This window comes from Massilia sp. BGA-UO-ETr-WB1 (genome assembly GCF_059567845.1).
Map to the genome: position 1 here is coordinate 435,900 of NZ_JCAQOT010000021.1, position 22,396 is coordinate 458,295.

21 protein-coding genes are annotated in these 22,396 nt (G+C 67.4%); 10 read left to right on the forward strand and 11 right to left on the reverse strand.

The genetic code is table 11. The features are described 5' to 3' along the window. Positions 1 to 3: 3 nt before the first annotated feature. The 3 genes from AC56DV_RS06660 to AC56DV_RS06670 are packed head-to-tail and all read right to left on the reverse strand — an operon-like array spanning position 4 to position 5,353. Positions 4 to 2,625 (reverse strand): EAL domain-containing protein, encoded by a 2,622-nt coding sequence (locus AC56DV_RS06660; protein WP_496313506.1) that lies wholly within the window; start codon positions 2,623 to 2,625, stop codon positions 4 to 6. Beyond that, the gene (locus tag AC56DV_RS06665; protein ID WP_496313507.1) at positions 2,622 to 4,754 is read right to left on the reverse strand and encodes a sensor histidine kinase, YfiR-like protein-associated; all 2,133 of its coding nucleotides are present in this window, start codon (positions 4,752 to 4,754) and stop codon (positions 2,622 to 2,624) included. The genes AC56DV_RS06660 and AC56DV_RS06665 overlap by 4 nt, the downstream gene beginning before the upstream one ends. Further along, the gene (locus tag AC56DV_RS06670) at positions 4,751 to 5,353 is read right to left on the reverse strand and encodes a TOL_0243 family YfiR-like periplasmic protein (RefSeq protein WP_496313508.1); all 603 of its coding nucleotides are present in this window, start codon (positions 5,351 to 5,353) and stop codon (positions 4,751 to 4,753) included. Before AC56DV_RS06670 ends, AC56DV_RS06665 begins: the two co-directional genes overlap by 4 nt. 158 nt (positions 5,354 to 5,511) lie before the next feature. Between AC56DV_RS06670 and AC56DV_RS06675 the strand changes: the two genes are divergently transcribed. Genes AC56DV_RS06675 through AC56DV_RS06695 form a run of 5 tightly spaced genes read left to right on the forward strand, consistent with a single transcriptional unit; the run spans position 5,512 to position 8,769 of the window. After that, on the forward strand, positions 5,512 to 6,045 hold the full coding sequence (locus AC56DV_RS06675) for a CinA family protein (protein WP_496313509.1): 534 nt from the start codon (positions 5,512 to 5,514) through the stop codon (positions 6,043 to 6,045). A gap of 49 nt (positions 6,046 to 6,094) precedes the next feature. Continuing rightward, positions 6,095 to 6,823, forward strand: coding sequence for a P-loop NTPase family protein (locus AC56DV_RS06680; protein ID WP_496313510.1), 729 nt, complete (start codon positions 6,095 to 6,097; stop codon positions 6,821 to 6,823). A 12-nt stretch (positions 6,824 to 6,835) separates the two neighbouring features. Next, the gene (locus tag AC56DV_RS06685) at positions 6,836 to 7,339 is read left to right on the forward strand and encodes a hypothetical protein (RefSeq protein ID WP_496313511.1); all 504 of its coding nucleotides are present in this window, start codon (positions 6,836 to 6,838) and stop codon (positions 7,337 to 7,339) included. 50 nt (positions 7,340 to 7,389) lie between these two features. Further along, the gene (locus AC56DV_RS06690) at positions 7,390 to 7,692 is read left to right on the forward strand and encodes an ArsR/SmtB family transcription factor (RefSeq protein ID WP_496313512.1); all 303 of its coding nucleotides are present in this window, start codon (positions 7,390 to 7,392) and stop codon (positions 7,690 to 7,692) included. A gap of 3 nt (positions 7,693 to 7,695) precedes the next feature. After that, a complete protein-coding gene (locus tag AC56DV_RS06695; RefSeq protein WP_496313513.1) occupies positions 7,696 to 8,769 on the forward strand; it encodes a cation diffusion facilitator family transporter in 1,074 nt (357 codons plus the stop codon). A 39-nt stretch (positions 8,770 to 8,808) separates the two neighbouring features. Here the strand turns inward: AC56DV_RS06695 and cysK are convergent, their stop codons facing one another. Next, entirely contained in the window at positions 8,809 to 9,744 is a 936-nt protein-coding gene (gene cysK / locus AC56DV_RS06700; RefSeq protein ID WP_496313514.1) for a cysteine synthase A, read from the reverse strand. A gap of 84 nt (positions 9,745 to 9,828) precedes the next feature. Next, positions 9,829 to 10,317 carry an FKBP-type peptidyl-prolyl cis-trans isomerase gene (locus AC56DV_RS06705; protein WP_496313515.1) on the reverse strand — a complete coding sequence of 163 codons (489 nt, stop codon included), beginning with the start codon at positions 10,315 to 10,317 and terminating at the stop codon, positions 9,829 to 9,831. A gap of 35 nt (positions 10,318 to 10,352) precedes the next feature. Here AC56DV_RS06705 and thpR point away from each other — a divergent pair, with 35 nt between their 5' ends. Then, a complete protein-coding gene (gene thpR / locus AC56DV_RS06710) occupies positions 10,353 to 10,919 on the forward strand; it encodes an RNA 2',3'-cyclic phosphodiesterase (protein WP_496313516.1) in 567 nt (188 codons plus the stop codon). 52 nt (positions 10,920 to 10,971) lie between these two features. Here thpR and tcdA read toward each other — a convergent pair whose 3' ends face one another. Beyond that, on the reverse strand, positions 10,972 to 11,829 hold the full coding sequence (tcdA, locus tag AC56DV_RS06715; RefSeq protein ID WP_496313517.1) for a tRNA cyclic N6-threonylcarbamoyladenosine(37) synthase TcdA: 858 nt from the start codon (positions 11,827 to 11,829) through the stop codon (positions 10,972 to 10,974). A gap of 79 nt (positions 11,830 to 11,908) precedes the next feature. Here tcdA and pdxH point away from each other — a divergent pair, with 79 nt between their 5' ends. Both pdxH and AC56DV_RS06725 read left to right on the forward strand, forming a co-directional pair. After that, positions 11,909 to 13,123, forward strand: a complete 1,215-nt coding sequence (pdxH, locus tag AC56DV_RS06720) for a pyridoxamine 5'-phosphate oxidase (protein ID WP_496313518.1) — start codon at positions 11,909 to 11,911, stop codon at positions 13,121 to 13,123. 17 nt (positions 13,124 to 13,140) lie between these two features. Next, on the forward strand, positions 13,141 to 14,355 hold the full coding sequence (locus AC56DV_RS06725; RefSeq protein ID WP_496313519.1) for a class I SAM-dependent methyltransferase: 1,215 nt from the start codon (positions 13,141 to 13,143) through the stop codon (positions 14,353 to 14,355). Here the strand turns inward: AC56DV_RS06725 and AC56DV_RS06730 are convergent. The 3 genes from AC56DV_RS06730 to msrA are packed head-to-tail and all read right to left on the reverse strand — an operon-like array spanning position 14,328 to position 18,187. Continuing rightward, positions 14,328 to 16,553: a PAS domain-containing hybrid sensor histidine kinase/response regulator gene (locus AC56DV_RS06730; RefSeq protein WP_496313520.1), complete on the reverse strand. Its 2,226-nt coding sequence runs from the start codon at positions 16,551 to 16,553 to the stop codon at positions 14,328 to 14,330. The two genes, AC56DV_RS06725 and AC56DV_RS06730, sit on opposite strands and share 28 nt — an antisense overlap. A gap of 22 nt (positions 16,554 to 16,575) precedes the next feature. Then, positions 16,576 to 17,610, reverse strand: coding sequence for an HD domain-containing phosphohydrolase (locus tag AC56DV_RS06735; RefSeq protein WP_496313521.1), 1,035 nt, complete (start codon positions 17,608 to 17,610; stop codon positions 16,576 to 16,578). 34 nt (positions 17,611 to 17,644) lie between these two features. After that, a complete protein-coding gene (gene msrA, locus AC56DV_RS06740) occupies positions 17,645 to 18,187 on the reverse strand; it encodes a peptide-methionine (S)-S-oxide reductase MsrA (protein ID WP_496313522.1) in 543 nt (180 codons plus the stop codon). Positions 18,188 to 18,310: 123 nt separating this feature from the next. Between msrA and AC56DV_RS06745 the strand changes: the two genes are divergently transcribed. Together AC56DV_RS06745 and AC56DV_RS06750 are read left to right on the forward strand one after the other, a co-directional pair. Further along, entirely contained in the window at positions 18,311 to 18,814 is a 504-nt protein-coding gene (locus AC56DV_RS06745; protein ID WP_496313523.1) for a flavin reductase family protein, read from the forward strand. Positions 18,815 to 18,906: 92 nt separating this feature from the next. After that, entirely contained in the window at positions 18,907 to 20,091 is a 1,185-nt protein-coding gene (locus AC56DV_RS06750) for an acyl-CoA dehydrogenase (RefSeq protein ID WP_496313524.1), read from the forward strand. A gap of 57 nt (positions 20,092 to 20,148) precedes the next feature. Here the strand turns inward: AC56DV_RS06750 and AC56DV_RS06755 are convergent, their stop codons facing one another. Then, the gene (locus tag AC56DV_RS06755) at positions 20,149 to 20,829 is read right to left on the reverse strand and encodes an OmpW/AlkL family protein (RefSeq protein WP_496313525.1); all 681 of its coding nucleotides are present in this window, start codon (positions 20,827 to 20,829) and stop codon (positions 20,149 to 20,151) included. A gap of 27 nt (positions 20,830 to 20,856) precedes the next feature. Then, positions 20,857 to 22,230, reverse strand: coding sequence for an SGNH/GDSL hydrolase family protein (locus AC56DV_RS06760; protein ID WP_496313526.1), 1,374 nt, complete (start codon positions 22,228 to 22,230; stop codon positions 20,857 to 20,859). Positions 22,231 to 22,396 lie beyond the last annotated feature (166 nt).

The window sequence follows — 22,396 nt, forward strand, 5'->3', positions numbered from 1 at the left end:
CGCTCAGGCCAGCGACGTATGGTCCTCACCCGGCTCGCCGGCGCGGCGGCCGGTGCCGTGCATCAGCCAGTAGTGGTGGAAGGCCAGCCGGATATTGTCGCGCAGCTGGATGTCGTCCCAGGGCTTGGTGTAGAAGCGGTAGATCGCGCCCCGGTTGATCGAATCGAGCACCGCCTCCAGCCCCGTATAGCCGGACAGGATGATCCGTATCGTGTCCGGATACATTTCCTTGACCTTGCTGAGGAACTCGGTGCCGCTCATGATGGGCATGCGCTGGTCGCACACGATCACCTGCACCGGGTACAGCGCAAGCAGTTCAAAACCCTCGGCCGGCGAGGCCGCCGTCAGGATGCGGTAGCCGTCGCGCCGGAACAGGCGGTGCAGCGAGGACAGCACGTTGACGTCGTCGTCCACGATCAGCAGGGTTTGCGGCGGCTCGAAAGCCTGGTTGGGGTCCGGCGGCAGGCCGCGCCCGCCCTCCACCAGCTGCCCCATCTCGTCGGCCGGCAGCGGACGGCTGAAGAAATAGCCCTGGATCTCGTCGCAGCGGTTGCGGCGCAGGTACTCCAGCTGCGGCCGCGTCTCCACGCCCTCGGCGATCACCCGCAGCTTGAGGCTGTGCGCCATGCTGATGATGGCCAGCGCGATGGCGGCGTCGTTCGGGTTGGTGGTGATGTCGCGCACGAAGGCGATGTCGATCTTCAGCTTGTCGATCGGGAAGCGCTGCAGGTAGGCCAGCGAGGAATAGCCGGTGCCGAAGTCGTCGATCGAGCACTTCACGCCCAGTTCCTTGAGCCGTCCCAGCACGCCGATGGTGCGCTCGGCGTTGGACATCAGCGCGGTCTCGGTCAGCTCCAGCTCCAGCAGTTCGGGCGGCACCTTGTGGCGCTCCAGGGCGGCCTTGACCTCGCCCTCCAGGTCGCCCTCGACGAACTGGCGGCTCGACACGTTCACCGCCACCGTCACCGGTCCCACCATGGAACGGCCCCAGGCCGCGATCTGGCGGCAGGCCGCGTCGATGATCCAGGCGCCGACCCGCACGATCAGCCCCGTGTCCTCCAGCACCGGCACGAATTCGGCCGGGAACACCAGGCCGTAGTTGGGCCGCTGCCAGCGCAGCAGCGCCTCGGCGCCGCTGATGCGGCCGGTGGTCAGGTTCACCTTGGGCTGGTAGTACAGCAGCAGCTCGTTCTCGTCCAGCGCGCGGCGTAGCGCCAGCTCCAGGTCCAGCCGCGCCAGCACCTGCACGTTCATGCCGGCGGTGAAGAAGCGGTAGCCGTCGCGGCCGGCCTGCTTGGCGCGCTCCATGGCGGTGTCGGCGTACTTGACCAGCGTTTCGGGGTCGGTGGCGTCGTCCGGGTACATGGCGATGCCGATCGAGGCGGTCAGCGCGGCCGGGTGGCCCTCCAGGTCGAACGGCGCGCGCAGCGCCTCGCGCACCTCGTTGGCCACCAGCACCGCGTCCTGCTGGTTGCGCGTCATGGTCAGGATCAGCGCGAACTCGTCGCCGCCCAGGCGGCCCACGGTGTCGCGGATGCGCACGCACTGCACCAGCCGGTTGCTGAACTGGCGCAGCAGCTCGTCGCCCGCCGCCGGGCCCAGCGAATCGTTGATGTTCTTGAAGCGGTCCAGCGCGATGAACAGCACCACGATGCGCCACTCCTTGTCCTGCGCCAGCTCGATGGCCTCGGCCAGGGTCTGGAAGAACAGCGTGCGGTTGGGCAGGCCGGTCAGGCTGTCGTAATGGGCCATGTGCAGCAGGCGCTCCTCGGCCTGGCGCCGCTCGCTGATGTCGCGCGCCACGCAGATCAGCGTGGGCTGCACGCCGGCCGGGTCCGGCCCCGCCGCGTGGTCGAACCGGGCCCCGTGCTGCAGCTGCCAGTACAGCTCCACCGGCACCGCCGCCAGGTCCTGGCGCGTCAGCTCGGTCTCCAGCAGTTCGGGCGCGCGCGCCGCCGCCACGCTGGAGCGGGCCGCCGCGCAATGGGCCTGCAGATGCTCGCGCGAACCCAGGCCGATGCGCTCGGGCTCCAGCGCCAGCAGCGGCGCGCGGCCGTAGCCCAGCATGCGGCAGGCGCCGTCGTTCACGTCCACCAGCGCCAGCGTGGCGGTGTCGATCAGGAAGATGGCGTCGGCGGTGGCGTCCATGGCGCTGCGGAAGCGCTGCAGCTCGGCGGTGCGCTCGCGCACGGTCTGCTCCAGCAGCGCGCTGTAGTTCTTCGCTTCGCGGTGCATCAGCCGCACTTCCAGCATGTTGCGGATGCGCGTGAGCACCTCCACCGGGTCGAACGGCTTGCTGACGAAATCGCGCGCGCCGGCCTCCAGCGCGGCCAGCTTGTGGTCCGGCTGCGCCGTCACCACCAGCACCGGCAGGTAGGCTTCCGCCTCCAGCGGCTTGAGCGCGTTCATCACGTCGAAGCCGCTCATGCCGGGCATGTGCAGGTCGAGGATGATCAGGTCGTAATTGTGCTGCTCGTGCCACGGCGCCACCACGCGCGGATCGGTGGTGGAGCTGACCGCGGTGTAGCCGGTGGTGGTGAGCAAATACTCCAGCAGCTGCACATTGACCGCCTGGTCGTCCACGATCAGGATCTTCGCGTTGAGGATGTCGGCCTGGGTGATCATGACAATTCCTTGCTGGCTTTGCGTTCGGCGATATGGGCCAGCGTGCTGTTGATGGCCTCCGTGAATTCATCGATGTTGATCGGCTTGATGAGGTAACGGAAGAATCCTGCCGCAACGCCCTTTTCTATGTCGCGCGGCATGGCGTTGGCGGTCAGCGCGATGACCGGGATGTGCGTGGTGCGGCTGTCGCTGCGCAGCACGCGGATGGCGTCCAGCCCGCTCATGCCGGGCAGGTTGATGTCCATCAGGATGATGTCCGGCTGGTGCGCGCGCGCCAGCTCGATGCCGAGGTGGGCGTCCGGCGCCGACAGCAGCCGCAGGTCGGGCCGGAAGCTGATGATCTCCTCCACCAGCTTCAGGTTGGCCGGATTGTCCTCCACGTACAGCACGGCGGCGGGGGCGTCCGGCGCGCGCTGGCCGCTGCTGTCGCCCAGCACCCGCACCGCCTCGCTGTCGAGCAGCGTGGGCAACGGATCGGTGGCGCGCAGCTCGATCCAGAACAGGCTGCCCACGCCCTGGCTGCTGGAGGCGCCGATCACGCCGCCCATCAGTTCCACCAGGCGCTTGGTCACCACCAGGCCGATGCCGGTGCCCTCCTCCGGCCCGGTCTCCTGCCCCAGGCGGTTGAAGGGCTGGAACAGCATGGCCACCTGCTCGGGCTTCAGGCCGATGCCGGTGTCCTGCACCGACAGCCGCAACAGGCCCGGGCCGCTGCTGCTGCAGTCGACCACCACCGCGCCGCCCTCGCGGTTGTACTTGATGGCGTTGGACAGCAAATTGAGCAGCACCTGCTTGAGGCGGGTGCGGTCGGCGCCCACGGTGGCCGGGCAGTTATCCGGGAACAGCATGCGGATGCCGCGCGCGGCCGCCAGCGGCTCGGTCATGCTTCGCACTTCCTGCAGCATCTCCTGCAGCGCCACCGGCTCCATCGACAGCGCCACCGCGCCCGATTCGATCTTGGCCAGGTCGAGGATTTCGTTGATCAGGGTGAGCAGGTGGCGGCCGGACTTCAGGATATGGCTGGCGAACTCCTTCTTCTGCACCAGGGTGGAGGGCAGCTTGTCGGAGGTGAGGATCTGGGCGAAGCCGAGGATGGCGTTGAGCGGCGTGCGCAGTTCGTGGCTCATGGAAGACAGGAAGGCCGACTTGGCCTGGTTGGCGCTCTTGGCCTCCTCCATGGCCATGGCCAGCTCGCCGTTGGTGGCCTCCAGCTGCAAGGTGCGCTCGTGCACGCGCTGCTCCAGTTCCTGGTTCAGCCGCATCACTTCCTGCTGCGCCTGCGTGCGCTGCTCGGCCTCGCGCGCCAGCTCGCTGTTCGACTGCGCCAGCTCGCGCTGGCGGATCTCCACCTCGCTCAGCATGGAGTTGAACGACTCCACCAGCTGCGCCACCTCGTCCTCGCTGGTGGGCGCGGCGCGGCGCGAATAGTCGCCGGTCTGCACCACCTCGCGCGCCACGTCGCGGATGTCGAGGATGGGGCGGGTGATGATGTAGTCGGTGCGGCGCATGATCAGGTAGGCGATGCCCATGGCCGGCAGCATCACCAGCAGCGCGATGCCCATGTAGTCGGCCAGGCGCCCCACCATTTCATACTCGGCGCGCAGGTAGACCGTGCCCACCAGTTCGCCGTTATCGACGATGCGCTTGAACAGCGTCAGCTTGCCGTCCTCGAAGCGCATGGCGTCGGCCTCGGCCTGCTGCGGGAAATGGACGTCCTGGCCCGGCGCCACGTAGCTGGCGAACAGCTTGCCCTTGGCGTTGTAGATGGCGCCGGCGTTGACCTTGGGGCGCAGCCGCAGCAGCGACAGGGTCTGCTTGGCCAGCGCCTTGTCGTCGAAGGCCAGCGCGGCGCTGCTCATGTGGCCGATCAGTTCGGACTGCGTGCCCATGTCGCCGCTCACGCTCTGGTGGTAGGCGCGCAAGTCGTAGGCCACGATCATGGCCAGCGACACCAGCAGCGCCACCAGCGTGGTGAGCATGACCACGCCGAGCAGCTTCTGGCGCAGGGAGCGCATGCGTATCATGTGCCCACCCTTCATGTGCCCACCCTTCATGTGCCCACCCTTCACGTGCCCGCCCTGCACGCTGCCGCCCGTCGCGTGCCCGTCCTTCCTGTGATGGTCCGTCATGTCGCCCCCCCTGGCGCCACCCGGTAGGCCGCCGACAGCATGCGCGCGCTGATGCGGATGCGGGCGGCGGCGGCCGGCTTGAGCGCCACTTCGAAGCGCAGCCGCTCGTCGGCCAGCACGAAATTGATGATGCTGCCCAGCGCGTGCGCTTCCTCGCTGTCGGACACGGTGAGCATGGGCTGGCTGCGGGTGGCGGCCAGCACCTCCTGCAGGCTGGCCTTGTCGAGCGCGCCGATGAACAGGATGTGCAGGTGGCCGGGCGGCTCGCCCTTCTTCAGTTTTTTCACCTGCAGCGGATGGCCATTGGCGCTGTGGCCGGCCGCGCTGCGCTCGAGCTCGTCGGCCAGCGCGTCGGCGCCCAGCACGCCGATCACCAGCGGAGTGTCGGGGCGCACGAAGCTGCCCTCGGGCCATTCCACGAAGCCGGCAAACTTGACCAGGTAGGCGGCCTTGACCTGGCGCTCCAGGTTCTGGTCCTGGGCCGCGGCGCGCAGCGGCATTGCCAGTATCAGCAGACCAAACAGCAGGCAAAAAGGCAGCAGAAGCAGCGCCAGACGCAGCGGCAGACGCGGCAGTTGCGGCAAGCTTGCAAACTGCATGTCTCCCCTCCCTTTAACTTAGATACCAAGTAAATGCAGGCTAGTCGAGTGTACGCATTTTTGCCCTTGCTGAGCAGAATTTTTTGACCGTGTGCAAAGCGTGGCGGGCTAGAATGTGCACAGTAAATAACTGTACGCAATGCAAGAGGACTACGCAAATGGACAACACGGCAACGGAACCGGCAAGCCCGGCGGCGAGGCAAGATGCGGATGCGGCGGCGCTGGACCGGCTGCCGGCCGAGGCGGGCGCGGCCCTGCAGGCGCGCGGCCTGCTGCTGGCAACGGCCGAGTCCTGCACCGGCGGCGGCGTGGCGCAAGCGGTGACCGACATCGCCGGCTCCAGCGGCTGGTTCGAGCGCGGCTTCGTCACCTACTCGAACGCGGCCAAGACCGAACTGCTGGGCGTGCCGGCCGGCCTGATCGCGCAGCACGGCGCCGTCAGCGAGGAAGTGGCGGCGGCGATGGCCACCGGTGCGCTGGCGCACAGCGCGGCGCAGGTGGCGCTGTCCACCACCGGCATAGCCGGGCCGGGCGGCGCGGTGGCCGGCAAGCCGGTGGGCACGGTGTGCTTCGGCTGGGCCGGGCCGGGCGGCGTGCGCACCGAGCGCCTGGTGTTCAGCGGCGACCGGCGCGCCGTGCGCGAACAGGCCGTGGCGCATTCGCTGCAAGGGCTGCTGCGCTTTTTGGTATAGTGCGTGCCGGGCAGGCCCACTAATCAGAGACATATTTCACGAGAGCGCGATGCAGAACACCGTACATTTCATCCTGCAGGGCAAAGGCGGCATAGGCAAGACCCTGGTGTCGACCATCCTGGCGCAATGGCTGGCGGCCAAGGACGAAACGCCGCTGCGCTGCTACGACACCGACCAGGAAAACGCCACCTTCTCGCGCTACAAGGCGATGGACGTGAAGCACGTGCCGGTGATGACGGACGCGCGCACCATCGACCCCAAGCGCTTCGACGCGCTGATGATCGACATCCTGGAAGAAGACGGCAACTGCGTGATCGACAACGGCGCCAACACCTTCTCGCCGCTGGTGGCCTACCTGATCGAAAACGACTGCTTCGCGCTGCTGCAGGAATCGGGCCGCAAGGTCTACATCCACACCATCGTCGGCGGCGGCGACACGCTGCACGACACCGCGACCGGCTTTCTGTCCACCGCGAAATCGACCTCGGTGCCGCTGGTGCTGTGGGAGAACGAACACTTCGGCCAGCTGGTGTCGGCCTCCGGCAAGTCCTTCATCGAATCGCAGACCTACGCCGACAACGCGGCGCGCGTGGTGGGCCGCGTGGTGCTCACGCAACGCAACGCGGACACCTTCGGCGCCGACATCAAGAAGATGAACACGGCGCGCCTGACGGCCGAGGAAGTGAAGGCCAGCGACAAGTTCAACGTGATGGAAAAACAGCGCATCAAGGTGGTGTTCCGCGACCTGTTCGAACAGCTCGACAAAGTCAGCTGGTAACGGGACGGCGCCATGGACCAGCACAAGCTGCGCAGTCTCGTGTTTGAAAAAACCGGCGTCAAGGTCGATATCGACGATCCGATCTTCGCGCTGGTGGCGCTGAACGAAGCGGTGCTGGCCGAATCGGTGGAGCGCCACATCGCGCGCATCGACGCGGCCTCGCAGGAACTGGCCGAGCAGGCGCGCGCCGCCGGCGGGCTGGCGCCGGCCGGATCGTCCGCCCCACCGGCTGCCGGCTACCAGCCCGCCCCGGCCGCGCCGGTGAAAGCCATCGCCACCCAGTCGCCGCTGGTGACGCCGCGCGAGCAGCGCCTGCTGGCGGCGGCCGCCGCCATCTCGCTGCTGACCGCGCTGCTGGTGACCGGCGCGCAGGCGCTGTTCGGCAAGCCCGCGGCGGCGCCCCAGTTGACACCGCAGCAGGCCGCCGCCCTGGCCCAGGCCGAGAAGCTGACCCGCGCCATCGACAAGCTGGACGCAAAAACCCGCGGGCAGATCCAGGCTGAATTGCAAAAATAAGTCCCCGCCGCAATGTGCTAACATGTGAACACCTATTCACATGTTGACTTATGTGCACACCACCCGAATCCGACGCTTCCATCGCCCAGCTGGCTGACCTGTTCCACCTGCTGGGCGATCCGACGCGCCTGCGCATCGTGCTCGCCTGCGTGGCGGCGCCGGTGGCCGTGGGCGACATCGCCGCCGCGCTGCAGCTCAGCAGCTCGCTGGTCAGCCACCATTTGCGCCTGCTGCGCGCGGCCCGCATCGTCAAGTCCGAGCGCCAGGGCAAGCAGGTCTTCTACTCCGCCGCCGATGCCCACATCAGCGGCGTTCTCCACGATATGCTCGAACATATAGCCGAACCCGGATAAGCCATGCCACACGACCACGACCACCAGCATGAACCGCAGCGCGCAGGCCACAGCCGCGCGCACGACCACGAGCATGGCCAAGATCACGACCATGACCGCGACCATAAGCATGAACATGGGCACGCGCATGGCCACGATCATGGGCACGATCACAAGCATGAGCACGGCCATAGCCACGGGCACGGCGGCCACCACCACCACGGCGACCCGAACAGCCAGGGCCGCGCCTTCGCCATCGCGATTGCGCTGAACACGGTGTTTGTCGCCATCGAATTCGGCTACGGCTTCATCGCCAACTCCACCGCGCTGATGGCCGACGCCGGCCACAACCTGTCGGACGTGCTGGGCCTGATGCTGGCCTGGGGCGCCGCCATCCTGGCCAGGCGCGCGCCCAACCAGCGCTATACCTACGGCCTGCGCAGCAGCTCCATGCTGGCCGCGCTGTTCAACTCCATGCTGCTGATGGCCGCCTGCGGCGCCATCGCCTGGGAAGCCGTGCAGCAGCTGATGAACCCCACCCCAGTGCACGGCCTGACGGTGTCGGTGGTGGCGGCGGTGGGCATCGCCGTCAACGGCTTCTCGGCCTGGCTGTTCATGGCCGGCGCCAAGGACGACATCAACATCCGCGGCGCCTACCTGCACCTGGCGGCCGACGCCGCCATTTCGCTGGGCGTGCTGCTGGCCGGCCTGGCCGTGATGTGGACCGGCTGGACCTGGCTCGATCCGCTGGTCAGCATCGCCATCGTGGTCATCATCATGGTGAGCACCTGGGCGCTGCTGCGCGAGGCGCTGAAGCTGGTGCTGGCGGCGGTGCCGGACTCGGTGGACGCGCCCGAAGTGGAGCGCTTCCTGCGCGCCCGCCCCGGCGTGAACGAGGTGCACGACCTGCACATCTGGGCCATGAGCACCACCGAGACGGCGCTCACCGCCCACCTGGTGATGCCGGGCGGCCACCCCGGCGACGAAGCGCTCGACGAGATCGCCGCGCGCCTGAAAGCCGACTTCGCGGTGCACCACTGCACGCTGCAGGTGGAAATGGGCACCACCGACCACGCCTGCTGCCTGCAGGCGCCCTGAGCGCGCGGCCGGCGCGGCCGCCTGGCTACCGGCCGGCCGCTACTGGTCGGCCAGGCCCGAGAACAGCGCCGTGCTCAGATAGCGCTCGCCGAACGAGGGAATGATGGTGACGATCAGCTTGCCCGCGTTCTCGGGCCGCTGCGCCACCTGGATCGCGGCCCACAGCGCCGCGCCCGACGAAATGCCCACCATCAACCCCTCCTGCGACGCCGCCGCCCGCGCGGTGGCGAAGGCGTCCTCGTTCTTCACCCGTATCACTTCCTGGTAGACATGCGTGTTCAGCACGGCCGGCACGAAGCCGGCGCCGATGCCCTGGATCGGGTGCGGGCCCTTGGGACCGCCCGACAGCACCGGCGACGCGTCCGGCTCCACGGCGATGCACTGGAACGCCGGCTTGCGCGCCTTGATCACTTCGCCCACCCCGGTGATGGTGCCGCCGGTGCCCACGCCGGCCACCAGGATGTCGGCGCGGCCGTCGGTGTCGCGCCAGATTTCCTCGGCGGTGGTGCGGCGGTGGATGTCCGGGTTGGCCGGATTGTTGAACTGCTGCAGGATCAGGTAGCGCGGGTCCGACTCGGCCAGCTGCTCGGCGCGGCGGATGGCGCCCAGCATGCCTTCGCTGCCGGGCGTGAGTATCAGCTCGGCGCCATAGGCGCGCAGCAGCATGCGGCGCTCGCGGCTCATGGTGTCGGGCATGGTGAGCGCGCAGCGGTAGCCGCGCGCGGCGCACACCATGGCCAGCGCGATGCCGGTGTTGCCGCTGGTGGGCTCGAGGATGATGGAGTCGGGACGGATCTGGCCGGCGGCTTCGGCCGCCTGGATCATGGACAGGCCGATGCGGTCTTTCACGCTGTGCGCGGGACTGTAAAACTCTAGCTTGGCAAGGATTTGCGCCGGCGCGCCGGCGGCCATCCGGTTGATGCGAACCAGCGGCGTGTTGCCGATCAGTTCAGTGACATCGTTGGCAATATTCATGACGTGGGCTCCGCTCAAGTGGCTGGAGGCTTCAGTCTACGCCGATTTCGGGGCCGCGCACCACGGGGCGCGGCCCCGAAGGACTTATTTCACGTCCAGCAGTTCCACTTCAAAGGTCAGCGCGGAGTTCGGCGGAATCTCGCCGGCCGAGCGCGCGCCGTAGGCCAGTTCCGCCGGAATGATCAGCACGCGCTTGCCGCCCACCTTCATGCCCTGCACGCCCTGGTCCCAGCCCTTGATGACCTGGCCTTTGCCCAGCGTGAACTCCAGCGGCTCGCGGCCGATGGAGCTGTCGAACTTCTTGCCGCGCTGGTTCTTGGCCAGCGGGCGGTACAGCCAGCCGGTGTAGTTGACGCGGGCCACCTGGCCGGCGACGGCTTCCTTGCCGGTGCCGACCTTCACGTCGTTGATGATCAGGGAATCGGCGGCCGGGCCGGGCTGGGCCGAGCCGACCACCACCGGCGCCGGAGCGGGGGCCGGAGCATCGGCGGCGGCCGGCGCCTGGCCGGCGGCGTGCGCCAGGGTAGCGGTGGCGGCGAAAAGGACTGCGAACAAAACGGAACGACGGGCCATGATGTATTCTTTCGTTGAGGTTTCAAGCGATGCACATGATAACAAATCAGCCATCCGATGCAATTATTCAACCGTCCGGCCGCAAGCTTTTTTTTGCGCTGTGGCCGGATGAGGACACGCGCGCCGCGCTGGCGCGGCTGCAGCCGCTGGCGCCGGGGCGGGCCATCGCGCCGGCCAAGCTGCACCTGACGCTGGCGTTCCTGGGCCAGCAGCCGGCCGGGGCGCTGGCGCCGCTGCTGGCGATACTGGACGGGCTGGCGGTGCCGGCGCTGCGGTTGCAGGTGGACATGCTGGGCTACTTCCAGCGGCCGCGCATCGCGTGGGCCGGCATGACGGCGCCGCCGCCGGCGCTGGCGGCGATGCAGGCCGAGCTGATGGCGCGGCTGGAAGCGGCCGGCTTTTCAGCGGCCACGCACGGCGAGTTCAAGCCGCACATCACGCTGGCGCGCGAAGCGAAGAGCGCCCCGCCCGCCGCGCAGTTCGCGCCGGTGCCGTGGCACGTCCGCGAAGTGGCGCTGGTCGAATCGCTGCCCAGCGGCACATACCTGCCCATTGCCACAAAACATGTCCAAACAAATCAACAGCTTATTCAAGCGAGCTAAGCCGCATTACCCTCCACTCCGGGGTCGGACCCCAAAGTGGGGCAAATGCGGCTCAGGCCGCTGCTGCGGCGGCGGCGGGGGCGCTTGCGGGGGCGGCGGGCTGGGCAACTTCGGCGGCCAGCTTGTTCAGCACGTGGCCGGCGGCCACCATGCCGAACGTGGCGGTGACCACCATCGCGGAACCGTAGCCGGCGCAGTTCAGGCCGGTGACCGCGCGCTCGTCGCCGTCGATCGAGCATGCTTCGCCGGTGTTCGGCGCCTGCAGCGGCTCCATCGAAAACACGGCGTCGATGTTGTACTTGTTCTTCATGCCCGGCGGGAAGCCGTAGTTGCTGCGCAGCCGGCGCCGCACTTTCTTCAGCAGCGGTTCCTGCTCGGTCTTGGACAGGTCGCGCACTTCGATCTTGGTGGGGTCGGTCTTGCCGCCCGCGCTGCCGATCACGATCAGCGGGATCTTGTTGCGGTGGCAATAGGCCACCAGCGCGGTCTTGGCCTTGGCGCTGTCGATGGCGTCGACCACGTAGTCGTAGCGGCCCACGCCGACCATCTGCTCCAGGTTGTCCGGATCGACGAAATCCTCGATCTGCGTCACTTCGCAGTAGGGGTTGATCTGCGCGATGCGCCCGGCCAGCGCGTGGATCTTGGCCTGGCCGACGGTGTCCGTCAGCGCCTGGATCTGGCGGTTGATGTTCGATTCGGCCACGTTGTCGAGGTCGATCAGCGTCAGGCGCCCGATGGCGCTGCGCGCCAGCGCCTCGACGATCCAGGAGCCGACGCCGCCGACGCCGATCACGCAGATGCGGGCCCGGCGGAAGCGTTCCAGCGCGGCCTGGCCGTACAGGCGGCCGACGCCGCCGAAACGGCGCTCGAAGTCGACGTCCGGGTGGGGGGGGATAATGAGTTCGTTCATCCCGCCATTTTAGCGGACGCGGGCGGCAAGGATTTATTCTAGAATGCCTGACCATCCATAGCCAACCGACGAGCCCTCCATGAGCAACTCCCTGATCGACACGGCGCCCGACTTCGGCCAGCCCATCGCCGTGCTGAAACACTGCCACGACCGCATCCGCAAGCAGCTCGCCACGCTGCAGAACCTGCTGGCCCACCTGCCGCAGCACGGCGCCGACGAGCAGGCGCGCCAGGCGGCGCAAGCGGTGCTGAAATATTTCAACAACGCGGCCCACCTGCACCACCAGGACGAGGAGCAGAACCTGCTGCCGATGCTGGACGCCACCGCGCGCGACGCGGACGCGGCCGTGCTACACGATTTGATGCCGCGCATCCTTGAGCAGCATCAGCAAATGGATGCGGATTGGCTTATAATTAAATCACAACTTGACAAAATTGCCACAGGGACAGATACAGCCCTGTCCGCTTCCACGGTGGAGAAATTCGTCGCCGACTACACGGCCCACATGGAGCAGGAGGAACAGCATATCGCGCCGATGGCCAAGCGCCTCTTCAGCCCGGCGCAGATGCAGGAACTGGGCGGCGCGATGCAGGCGCGCCGGGGCATCGCGCCGGCAGCAGCAGTGCCGGCGCCGGCTGCCAAGGCCGTCGCCGCCGGCGTCGACATCGCCGATTTGCGGCTCGATTACGGCCGCGCCAGCCTGGACGAAGCGGACACGCTGGACCACCCGGTGGACCAGTTTGCCAAATGGTTCGACGAAGCCATGAAGGCCGAAGTATTCGAGGCCAACGCCATGAGCGTGGCCACCGTGGGCGCGGACGGCAAGCCCAGCTCGCGCATCGTGCTGATCAAGCAATACGACCAGCGCGGCTTCACGTGGTACACCAATTACGAGAGCCAGAAAGGCCGGCAGTTAGCGCAGAACCCGCATGCGGCCCTGCTGTTTTTCTGGCGCGAGCTGGAACGCCAGGTGCGCATCGAGGGCCGCGTGGAAAAAACCTCGGTCGAGGACAGCGACACGTATTTTTACAGCCGTCCCGTGAAGAGCCAGCTGGCGGCGGTGGCCTCGCAGCAAAGCGAGCACATCGCCAGCCGGGCCGAGATGGAGGCGAATTTTGCGGCCGTGGAAGCGGCCAGCGGCGGCCAGCCGCAGCGCCCGCCGCACTGGGGCGGCTACCGCCTGGTGCCGGAGCGGGTGGAGTTCTGGCAAGGCCGGCGCTCGCGCTTCCATGACCGCATCGTGTTTACGCTGCAAGCGGACGGCAGCTGGAAGAAGGAGCGCTTGCAGCCCTGACTTTTAGGGAGGCTACCTTGTTCGCGCAAAACCGACTCAGCGCCTGGATGGCGGGCCTGCGGCACCAGGCCGCCATGCCGCTGCGCATAGAACTGTGGAACGGCCAGCAGTTCGACTTTTCCCCTGAGCCGCCGCGCGTGACGATACGGCTGCCGCGCGCGTCGGCCGCGCGCTACCTGCTCACGCCTTCGCTGTCGAACCTGGGGTCGGCCTACGTGGAAGGCCTGATCGAGGTGCGCGGCGCGGCACGCGACATGATCGCCGTGGTGAACGCGCTGGCGCGCTCCACCCTCAAGGAGCAGGGGCGCTTCGCCCGCATCGCGCGCAATTTCACGCACGACCGCAAGAAGGACGCCGAGGCGATCCGCTACCACTACGACGTGTCCAACGAGTTCTACCAGCAGTTCCTGGACCCGGCCATGGTGTATTCCTGCGCCTATTTCGAGCGCGGCGACGAGGACCTGGCGACCGCGCAGATCAAGAAGATCGACCATATCCTGGCCAAGATCCGGCTGCAGCCCGGGCAGACGCTGCTCGACATCGGCTGCGGCTGGGGCGCGCTGGCGATGCGCGCGGCGCAGCGCTACGGCGCGCGCTGCGTCGGCATCACGCTGTCGCAGAACCAGTTCGACCTGGCGCGCGAACGGGTGCGCGAGGCCGGGCTGGAGCAGCTGGTGGACATCCGCCTGCAGGATTACCGCGACGTGCGCGGCAGCTTCGACCGCATCACCAGCGTGGGCATGTTCGAGCACGTGGGCCTGAGGCATCTGCCGGACTATTTCAGCGCCATCAACGCCCTGCTGGCGGAGAACGGCGTGGCCATGAACCATGGCATCACCAGCACCGACGCGGAGGGCGGCGAGACGCCTTACGGCGGCGGCGAGTTCATCGACAAGTACGTGTTCCCGCACGGCGAACTGGTGCACCTGGGCCAGGTGCTCAAGGCCATGCAGCAGGGCGGACTGGAGGCGTACGACGTGGAAAACCTGCGCCGCCATTACGCGCGCACCTGTTCGATCTGGACCGACAATTTCGAGGCCAACGCGGAGCGCATCAAGACGCTGGCTGGCGAGAAACGCTTCCGCATCTGGCATGTGTACCTGGCCGGCTGCGTGTACGGCTTTGAGCAGGACCTGCTGAGCTTGTACCAGATCGTGTGCGGCAAGGCGGGGCGCAACCCGCGCGAGCTGCCCTGGTCGCGCGGCTATATGTACCGGCCCGGCGCGCATTGATCCGGCGCCCGGCCCAGCTCCTTGCCAAGCGCCGAGTAGAGCTGCTGCAGCGCGGCCTCCATGCCCGTGGCAGTTGCGCTGCCGGCGGCGGCGATGGCGCGCGCGGCGCCGAAGTTCATCAGCACGCCCTTCAGGTTGTGCACGGCGCGCAGCGCGCGTTCCTGGTCCTGCGCGGCCTGCGCGTCCAGCACTTCCTGCCATAGCTGCGGGCCGTCCTGCAGGAACAGCGCGGCCAGTTCGCGCAGCAGGTCCTCGTCGCCATCCAGGCGCTGCAGCGCGCCCGCCCAGTCCAGCACCGGCATGCCGCCCGGCGCGCAGGCCGCCGCGCATTTTTCCAGCGCTTCGCGCAGGCGCGCCAGGCTGATGGGCTTGGACAGATAGTCGTCCATGCCGGCCTCCAGGCAGCGCTCGCGGTCGCCCGCCATGGCGCGCGCGGTCATGGCGATGATGGGCAGGCGGCCGCCCTGCTCCCTGTTTTGCTCCCATATGCGGATATGGCGCGCGGCGGCCAGCCCGTCCAGGCCGGGCATCTGCACGTCCATCAGCACCGCGTCGTAGCGCGCGCTGGTGGCGTATTCGAGCGCCGCCACGCCGCTGTCGACCAGCGTGGCGCGGTGGCCCAGCTTTTCCAGCAGGCGCAGCGCCAGGCGCTGGTTGACCGGGTTGTCCTCCGCCAGCAGCACGCGCAGGCTGCCGGCGCGCGCTTCGGCCGGCGCGCCGGGGCGGCCGCCGGCGGCCGTATTGCGGCGGCGGTCCTGGCCGCTGCGCGTGTCCGCGTGGCGTGGCGGCAGCGCCGCAGGGGCGGCCGGAGCCGGCGCCGCCAGTTCGTCGCCCTCCGCCATCACCAGGCCGCGCGCCGCCGGGATGTGCAGCGCGGGCAGCGGCGCCGCCACCGCCAGGCCGGTGTGCCGCAGCGGCACGGTGAAGCTGAAGGTGCTGCCCGCCCCCGGCTCGCTGTAGACGCCGATCTGGCCCTGCATCAGGATCACCAGGCGGCGGCAGATGGTCAGCCCCAGCCCCGTTCCGCCGTACTCGCGCGTGGTGGAGCCGTCCACCTGCGCGAACGCCTCGAAGATCAGCTTCTGCTTTTCCAGCGGGATGCCGATGCCGGTGTCGGTCACCGAAAACGTGATGTCGCAGCGCTCGTCGTCCTCGCGCCCGGGCGCCGCCGCCACCGTCACGCCGCCCTGGCCGGTGAACTTGATGGCGTTGCCGATCAGGTTGATCAGCACCTGCCGCAGCCGGCCCGGATCGCCCTTCACGTTGCGCGGCAGGCCGGCCGGCAGCTCGCAGCGCAGCGCCAGCCCTTTCTGGCGCGCGCGCAGCGCCATCACGCGCACGCTGTCCTCCACCATCTGGCGCAGGTCGAACGGCACGTCCTCCAGATCGAGCTTGCCGGCCTCGATCTTGGAAAAATCCAGGATGTCGTTGACGATGGACAGCAAGGCGTCGGCCGAGGCCTTCACCAGGCCGATGTCGGCGCGCTGCTCGGGCGTGAGGTCCGATTCGAGCACCAGCTCCGTCATGCCGAGGATGCCGTTCATCGGCGTGCGCACCTCGTGGCTCATATTGGCCAGGAACTCGCTCTTGGCGCGGCTGGCCGCTTCGGCCGACTCCACCGCGCGCTGCATGGCGTCGCGCGCGGCGCGCTGTTCGCTGATGTCGATGAAGTAGCCCAGCATGTAGCTGCGCCCGCCGCTGTTGATGACGTTGCGGCTGACCAGCACGTCGCGCGGCGGATCAAAGCTCATCAGGCGCCGCTCGCTGGTCACCATGCGGCCGCTGCTCCAGGCCAGGCTGTCCTCGGCGCGCGTGGCCTCGGCCCAGCGCGGCGAGGCGAAATGCTCGATGGTGCGGCCCAGGATCTCCTCGCGCGTGCGCTGGGTGAATTCCTCGAAACGCTTGTTGAAGCGCAGGAAGTGGCCGTCGCGGTCCTTCAGGAACACGGGGATGGGCAGCTGGTCCAGGATTTGTTCGGTGAGTTCCTGCCGGTGACGCGCGTCCTCCTCGGCCTCGCGCTGCGGCGGCAAGCCGGGCCCGGGGTCGGCCCGCTCCCCCTCCATCAGCAAGGCCAGCAAGCCGTTGGCCAGCGTGGTTTCGCCGATGGCGCGCAGGTCCGCCAGGCGCTGCGCCATCTCGGCGCCGTCCTGCGCGCCCAGGGCGCGCTGCACCAGCTTGAGCAGGCGGGCGTACTGCATTCCAGCGCCGCGCGGCCGGGCCTCAGGCCGGCCGGCCCTCGTCGCGGTAGCGCGCGCTGATGGCCTGCACCTCGCCCCAGCGCGCCAGCAGCGCGTTCACGCAGCGCGCGTCGAAGTGGCTGCCGCGGTTGTCCAGCAGGTACTGGCGCGCCTGCTCCATGCTCCAGGCCTGCTTGTACGGCCGCACGCTGGTGAGCGCGTCGAACACGTCGGCCACGGCGACGATGCGCCCCACCAGCGGGATGTCCTCGCCGGCGTGGCCGCCCGGGTAGCCGGCGCCGTCCCAGCGCTCGTGGTGGCTCAGCGCGATTTCGGCGGCCAGCTGCAGCATGCGTGCCTGGCTGCCCTTCAGGATGTCGTAACCCATGCGCGCATGCTGGCGCATCACCGCCATTTCCTCCTCGTTCAGGCGGCCCGGCTTGAGCAGGATCTGGTCCGGCGTGCCGACCTTGCCCACGTCGTGCATCGGCGCCGCGTTCAGGATGTCCTCCTGCTCCTGCTCGGACAGGCCCAGTTCGGCCGCGATCAGGCGCGAGTAGTGCGCCATGCGCACGATGTGGGCGCCGGTTTCCGGGTCGCGGTATTCGGAGGCGCGCGCCAGCAGCATGATGGTTTCCTGCTCGCGCGCGCGCAGTTCGGCGGTGGCCTTGCGCACCTCGTCGCGCAGGCCGACGGTGGCGCGGCGCAGCTGCAGCATGTTGCGCGTGCGGGCCAGGAACTCCACCTTGTCGATCGGCTTGATCAGGAAGTCGCTGGCGCCGTTCTCGAGCGCCCGGTGGCGCACGTCGAGGTCGGTGCTGGCGGTGACCATCAGCACCGGCGGGCGCTCGCGCGGGTCCGCGTGCATGCCCCCGCCCAGGGCGGCGATCAGCGCCAGGCCGTCCATGTCCGGCATCATGTAATCGATGATCAGCAGGTCCCAGGCATGGCTGTTGCACCATTCCAGCGCCGGGCGCGCGGACTGGAAGCTGACCGTTTCCACGCCGTCGAGCTTGCCTATCAGGCGCGACATCAACACCAGGTTGATGTGGGTGTCATCAACGATCACTACCTTCATGGAAGCCACTTTTTGTTATAGTTTTTATCCAAATCTATTTCAGGCGATTGCTGTAGATCTTGCGGAACTTGGCCACTTTGGGCGCCACCACGAAGGCGCAATAGCCTTGCAGCGGGTGCTGCTCGAAATAATTCTGGTGATAGTCCTCGGCCTTGTAGAAAGGCTGCGCGGGCGACAGTTCGGTGACGATGGGGGCGTCCCACACCACCGCCATTTCGGCGATCACCTGGCGCGCGGTGGCTTCCTGCTCCGGCGACTGGTAATAGATCACCGAGCGGTACTGGGTGCCGACGTCGTTGCCCTGGCGGTTCAGCGTGGTGGGGTCGTGGATGGTGAAGAAGATTTCCAGCAGGTCGCGATAGCTGATAACGGCCGGATCGAACGTCAGCCGCACCACTTCGGCATGGCCGGTGGCGCCGGTGCACACCTGTTCGTAGCTGGGGTCGGGCTGCTGGCCGCCGGTGTAGCCGGATTCCACGCTGCGCACGCCGCGCACCTCCAGGTACACAGCCTCGGTGCACCAGAAACAGCCGCCGCCGAACACGGCCACTTCGGCCGCCTCCGCATTGCTAGTCATACCGCCCCTCCCATCAGAGCACGCTGTGATGATGACTACTGTAACGCAAAGCGCAGGCGCATGCACCTGCAAATGCAGTGCAGTGCGGTTCTTTGGCATAATGTTGGAAAATACAGGTCCCCCATGAATATTAGCTCTCCCCGCGCCGATACGCGTGAATTCGATACGCTGCACTTCCGCCAGGCGTTGTCGCAGTTCGCCACCGGCGTTACCGTCATCACCACCCGCCTGGCCGACGGCACCTTCCGCGGCCTGACGGCCAGTTCCTTCAATTCGGTCTCGCTCGACCCGCCGCTGGTGCTGTGGAGCCTGGCCAACGGCGCCAACAGCCTGCCCATCTTCACCGGCAACTCGCACTACGTGATCAACGTGCTCAACGCCAGCCAGGCGCACCTGGCCAAGCTGTTCTCCAGCCGGGGCGAAGACCCGTGGGCCAGCGCCGAATACGAGCTGTCGCGCACCGGCCAGCCTATCCTGAAGGGCGCCGCCGCGTGGTTCGAATGCCACAACCGCAGCCGCTACCCGGAGGGCGACCACGTGATCTTCGTGGGCGAGGTGGAGCACTGCGAATCGGCCCCGCAGGCGCCGCTGGTGTTCCACGGCGGGCAGTTCCGGAGCTTGGGCTAAAAACGGAAATTGGTGTCGCCATTTGAATAGCCGCTCCGGGGTTGGCGTTTTAGAATATGGCGATCATTCACCATAACCTGAGACCACACACCATGAGCCAAGCCCGCGCGCAATTCCACTGGGACGACCCCCTGTTGCTGAACGACCAGCTGACCAGCGAAGAACGCATGGTGCGCGACGCCGCCGCCGCTTACTGCCAGGACAAGCTGGCCCCGCGCATCCTGGAAGCGTTCCGCCACGAGCGCATGGACACCAGCATTTTCCGCGAGATGGGCGAACTGGGCCTGCTCGGCCCCACCATCCCGGAGCAATACGGCGGCCCCGGCCTGAACTACGTCAGCTACGGCCTGATCGCGCGCGAAGTCGAGCGCGTGGACTCCGGCTACCGCTCCATGATGAGCGTGCAGTCGTCGCTGGTGATGGTGCCCATCTTCGAGTTCGGCACCGAGGAACAGAAACAGAAATACCTGCCCAAGCTGGCCACCGGCGAGTGGATCGGCTGCTTCGGCCTGACCGAGCCGAACCACGGTTCCGACCCTGGCTCCATGATCACCCGCGCCAAGAAAGTCCCGGGCGGCTACGCGCTGTCCGGCGCCAAGATGTGGATCACCAACTCCCCGGTGGCGGACGTGTTCGTGGTGTGGGCCAAGGACGATGAAGGCGCGATCCGCGGCTTCGTGCTGGAAAAAGGCATGGCCGGCCTGTCCGCGCCCGCCATCCACGGCAAGTTCGGCCTGCGCGCCTCGGTCACCGGCGAAATCGTGATGGACAACGTGTTCTGCCCGGAAGAGAACGCCTTCCCGGACGTGCGCGGCCTGAAAGGCCCGTTCACCTGCCTGAATTCGGCGCGCTACGGCATCGCCTGGGGCGCGCTGGGCGCGGCCGAAGCCTGCTGGCACACCGCGCGCCAGTACACCATGGACCGCCAGCAGTTCGGCCGTCCGCTGGCGGCCAACCAGCTGGTGCAGAAGAAGCTGGCCGACATGCAGACCGAGATCACCCTGGGCCTGCAAGGATGCCTGCAGCTGGGCCGCATGAAGGACGCCGGCACCGCCGCCGTGGAAATCACCTCCATGATGAAGCGCAATTCCTGCGGCAAGTCGCTGGACATCGCCCGCGTGGCGCGCGACATGTTGGGCGGCAACGGCATCTCCGACGAGTTCGGCGTGATCCGCCACATGGTGAACCTGGAAGTGGTAAACACCTACGAAGGCACGCACGACATCCACGCGCTGATCCTGGGCCGCGCCCAGACCGGCATCCAGGCTTTCCAGTAAGCGGCGCAGGACGAAAAAAAACCGCCGTGAGGCGGTTTTTTTTTGGTCTGCCGCTGCTTAGAAGTGCGTGCCGACCATGACGGCAACGGCTGTCGGGTCCAGGCGCGCTTCCTGCGTCTGGCCGGTGGAGTAGCTGGCGGTGGTCTTGAGCCTGGTCTTGACCACGTTCACGTCGGCGAACCACTTGGCGTTGATGGCCATGGTCGCGCCCAGCTGCACGCTGCCGGCCCACTTGTTCTTCATCGAGAAGGTCGACGCCGGGCCGCCCGGGTTGAGCAGCGCGGTCAGCTGGCCGGAGCCGGTTTCCTTGCGGAAGTAGGCGTAGGTCAGGCCGACGCCGGCGTAAGGACGGATCTTGGCGGTCGGTTCGAACAGGCGGTATTGCAGGAAGGCGGTGGGCGGCAGCACTTCCGAGGTGGCCAGCTGCCCCGTGCCTTCCAGCGATCCGGCGCCGTAGATCTTGTGCTTGTACGGCAAGCCCAGGTCCAGCTCGGCCGAGATGTTATCGGTCAGCATGCGGCCGATGGTGAAGATCGGCTGGGTGTCCGAGCCGATGTCGGCTTTGCTCTCCGGCAGGGCCGGGGCGCTCACGTTGCCGCTCTTGACCTTGGGCGTGATCTTGTTGATACCGGCTTTCACCACCCACTCACCGGCCGCCTGCGCCGAGGCGCCCGAGGCAGCGCCCATGGCGGCAGCCAGCGCCAGCACTTTGACAGCGCTATTGAAACGAATTTTCATCTTGTTATGTCTCCAGAATTGCAGTGATTACAGCCAGCCTTTGACGACCATTTTTTCCGACACGTAGCGCGCCAGCAGGAAGTGCAGGAACGGGGTCGGGTGCACGGTGTCGGCGTACGAGTAATGGCTGACGTCGCCGGCCTTCAGGTTGGAGCCATTGCAGGTCAGCGAGCTGCTCAGCGGGTTCTTGGCCGCCGTCAGGTCGCAGGCGGGCTCCTTGACGTTGGTCAGGCCGTACGGGCCGGGATTGGTGGCCTGGTCGTGGCTGACGCTGTAGGTGTCGATGATCAGCACGCCGTCGGTGGTGCCCAGTTCGGCGTTCAGGGTGTCGTTGAAGCCTTTCACCATGGCGTTGATCAGCGCACGCGTCGATTCCGAGCGCGACAGGCCGGACGGGGTGTTGGCCACGTCTGGAATGTTGTTGACCACCACGTACTTGGCGCCGTTGGCCAGGATCTGGGTCTTCACCAGGGCCGAGACTTCCTTGGCGGCGGTGACCATGGTGGGCACCAGCGCCGGGCCGTTGGCGGCGGCGTAGTCGGCGCCGGCCTTGGCGCCGGCGGCGGCGCCGTCGGCCTTGGCCTTGGTGACGATGGCCAGCTGGTTGGCCGGCACGGCGGCGGCGGTGTTGCCGGCCATGACGGCGGCGGTCACGGCGGCGGTCACCACCGAGGTTTCGGTCTTGCCGGGACGGGCGTTTTCGGTGGCCAGGGCCAGGCCGATGGACGCTGCCGCGGTTTGCGGATTGGTGGCGCCGGCCGCCAGCTGGGCTACCAGGCTGTTGGCGAAGGCGGTGTTGCCGGCAGTGGCGCCGGCGGCGGTGGCGGCGGTCGACAGGTGCTCCAGGCCGAGCAGCAGGTCGTTATTGCCGCTCCACATGAAGACGATCTCGTCGCCCTTGAACTTGCCGCCTACGGCCGCCAGGTGGTTTTTCACCTGGGTGACGGCCGGCACGGTCAGCGCGCCGACGTCGCTGCCGGTGGATTTGTGGTTGTCGCCGACCGGGTTGGTGACGCGCGAGCCGCCTTGTCCGTAAGCGTAGCAGCCGGTGTGGTTCTGCACCGGCACGCTGAAGCCCTTGGCGGCGTTGCCTTCCAGGCCGGTCTGCGCCGCGCATGGGGCAGGCAGGCCGAATTGAGCGGCCAGCAGCTCGATCCAGATCTTGCCGGTCAGCGCAGGATTGGCCGCAGTGTTGTTGCCGTTGATGGTGAATTTGCCGCCGCCCAGCGCCGCCACGGTGCCGACCTTGTAGGTGCCGACGTCGGACAGGCTGTCGCCGAATGAAACCTGGGATGCGAATTTGACTTTGAGGGTTTGGTCGCCGCCGGTTGGGCTGCCGCTGCCGCAAGCGGCCAGAATTGCCGAGGCAATAACCGCCAGGGCGAGTTTGGTGTGACGCATTGTATCTCCTGAAAAAAATTTTCTTGTTCTAAACGCACGGGCGTGCTATTCGCAACCCGACTAATATGCCAGCCCCGGCTGAGGTTGTATAGAGCATTTTTGTAAATTGGGCAGCGTAGACTAATTCATCATATCGTTGTCGGCAAGCCACACCGGCCGGTGCCGG

Excerpts from the sequence above, each read along its gene's own strand:
- AC56DV_RS06660 (WP_496313506.1), bottom strand. The coding sequence starts at position 2,625 with ATGATCACCCAGGCCGACATCCTCAACGCGAAGATCCTGATCGTGGAC.
- AC56DV_RS06665 (WP_496313507.1), bottom strand. The coding sequence starts at position 4,754 with ATGACGGACCATCACAGGAAGGACGGGCACGCGACGGGCGGCAGCGTG.
- AC56DV_RS06670 (WP_496313508.1), bottom strand. The coding sequence starts at position 5,353 with ATGCAGTTTGCAAGCTTGCCGCAACTGCCGCGTCTGCCGCTGCGTCTG.
- AC56DV_RS06675 (WP_496313509.1), top strand. The coding sequence starts at position 5,512 with ATGGACAACACGGCAACGGAACCGGCAAGCCCGGCGGCGAGGCAAGAT.
- AC56DV_RS06680 (WP_496313510.1), top strand. The coding sequence starts at position 6,095 with ATGCAGAACACCGTACATTTCATCCTGCAGGGCAAAGGCGGCATAGGC.
- AC56DV_RS06685 (WP_496313511.1), top strand. The coding sequence starts at position 6,836 with ATGGACCAGCACAAGCTGCGCAGTCTCGTGTTTGAAAAAACCGGCGTC.
- AC56DV_RS06690 (WP_496313512.1), top strand. The coding sequence starts at position 7,390 with ATGTGCACACCACCCGAATCCGACGCTTCCATCGCCCAGCTGGCTGAC.
- AC56DV_RS06695 (WP_496313513.1), top strand. The coding sequence starts at position 7,696 with ATGCCACACGACCACGACCACCAGCATGAACCGCAGCGCGCAGGCCAC.
- cysK (WP_496313514.1), bottom strand. The coding sequence starts at position 9,744 with ATGAATATTGCCAACGATGTCACTGAACTGATCGGCAACACGCCGCTG.
- AC56DV_RS06705 (WP_496313515.1), bottom strand. The coding sequence starts at position 10,317 with ATGGCCCGTCGTTCCGTTTTGTTCGCAGTCCTTTTCGCCGCCACCGCT.
- thpR (WP_496313516.1), top strand. The coding sequence starts at position 10,353 with ATGATAACAAATCAGCCATCCGATGCAATTATTCAACCGTCCGGCCGC.
- tcdA (WP_496313517.1), bottom strand. The coding sequence starts at position 11,829 with ATGAACGAACTCATTATCCCCCCCCACCCGGACGTCGACTTCGAGCGC.
- pdxH (WP_496313518.1), top strand. The coding sequence starts at position 11,909 with ATGAGCAACTCCCTGATCGACACGGCGCCCGACTTCGGCCAGCCCATC.
- AC56DV_RS06730 (WP_496313520.1), bottom strand. The coding sequence starts at position 16,553 with ATGCAGTACGCCCGCCTGCTCAAGCTGGTGCAGCGCGCCCTGGGCGCG.
- AC56DV_RS06735 (WP_496313521.1), bottom strand. The coding sequence starts at position 17,610 with ATGAAGGTAGTGATCGTTGATGACACCCACATCAACCTGGTGTTGATG.
- msrA (WP_496313522.1), bottom strand. The coding sequence starts at position 18,187 with ATGACTAGCAATGCGGAGGCGGCCGAAGTGGCCGTGTTCGGCGGCGGC.
- AC56DV_RS06745 (WP_496313523.1), top strand. The coding sequence starts at position 18,311 with ATGAATATTAGCTCTCCCCGCGCCGATACGCGTGAATTCGATACGCTG.
- AC56DV_RS06750 (WP_496313524.1), top strand. The coding sequence starts at position 18,907 with ATGAGCCAAGCCCGCGCGCAATTCCACTGGGACGACCCCCTGTTGCTG.
- AC56DV_RS06755 (WP_496313525.1), bottom strand. The coding sequence starts at position 20,829 with ATGAAAATTCGTTTCAATAGCGCTGTCAAAGTGCTGGCGCTGGCTGCC.
- AC56DV_RS06760 (WP_496313526.1), bottom strand. The coding sequence starts at position 22,230 with ATGCGTCACACCAAACTCGCCCTGGCGGTTATTGCCTCGGCAATTCTG.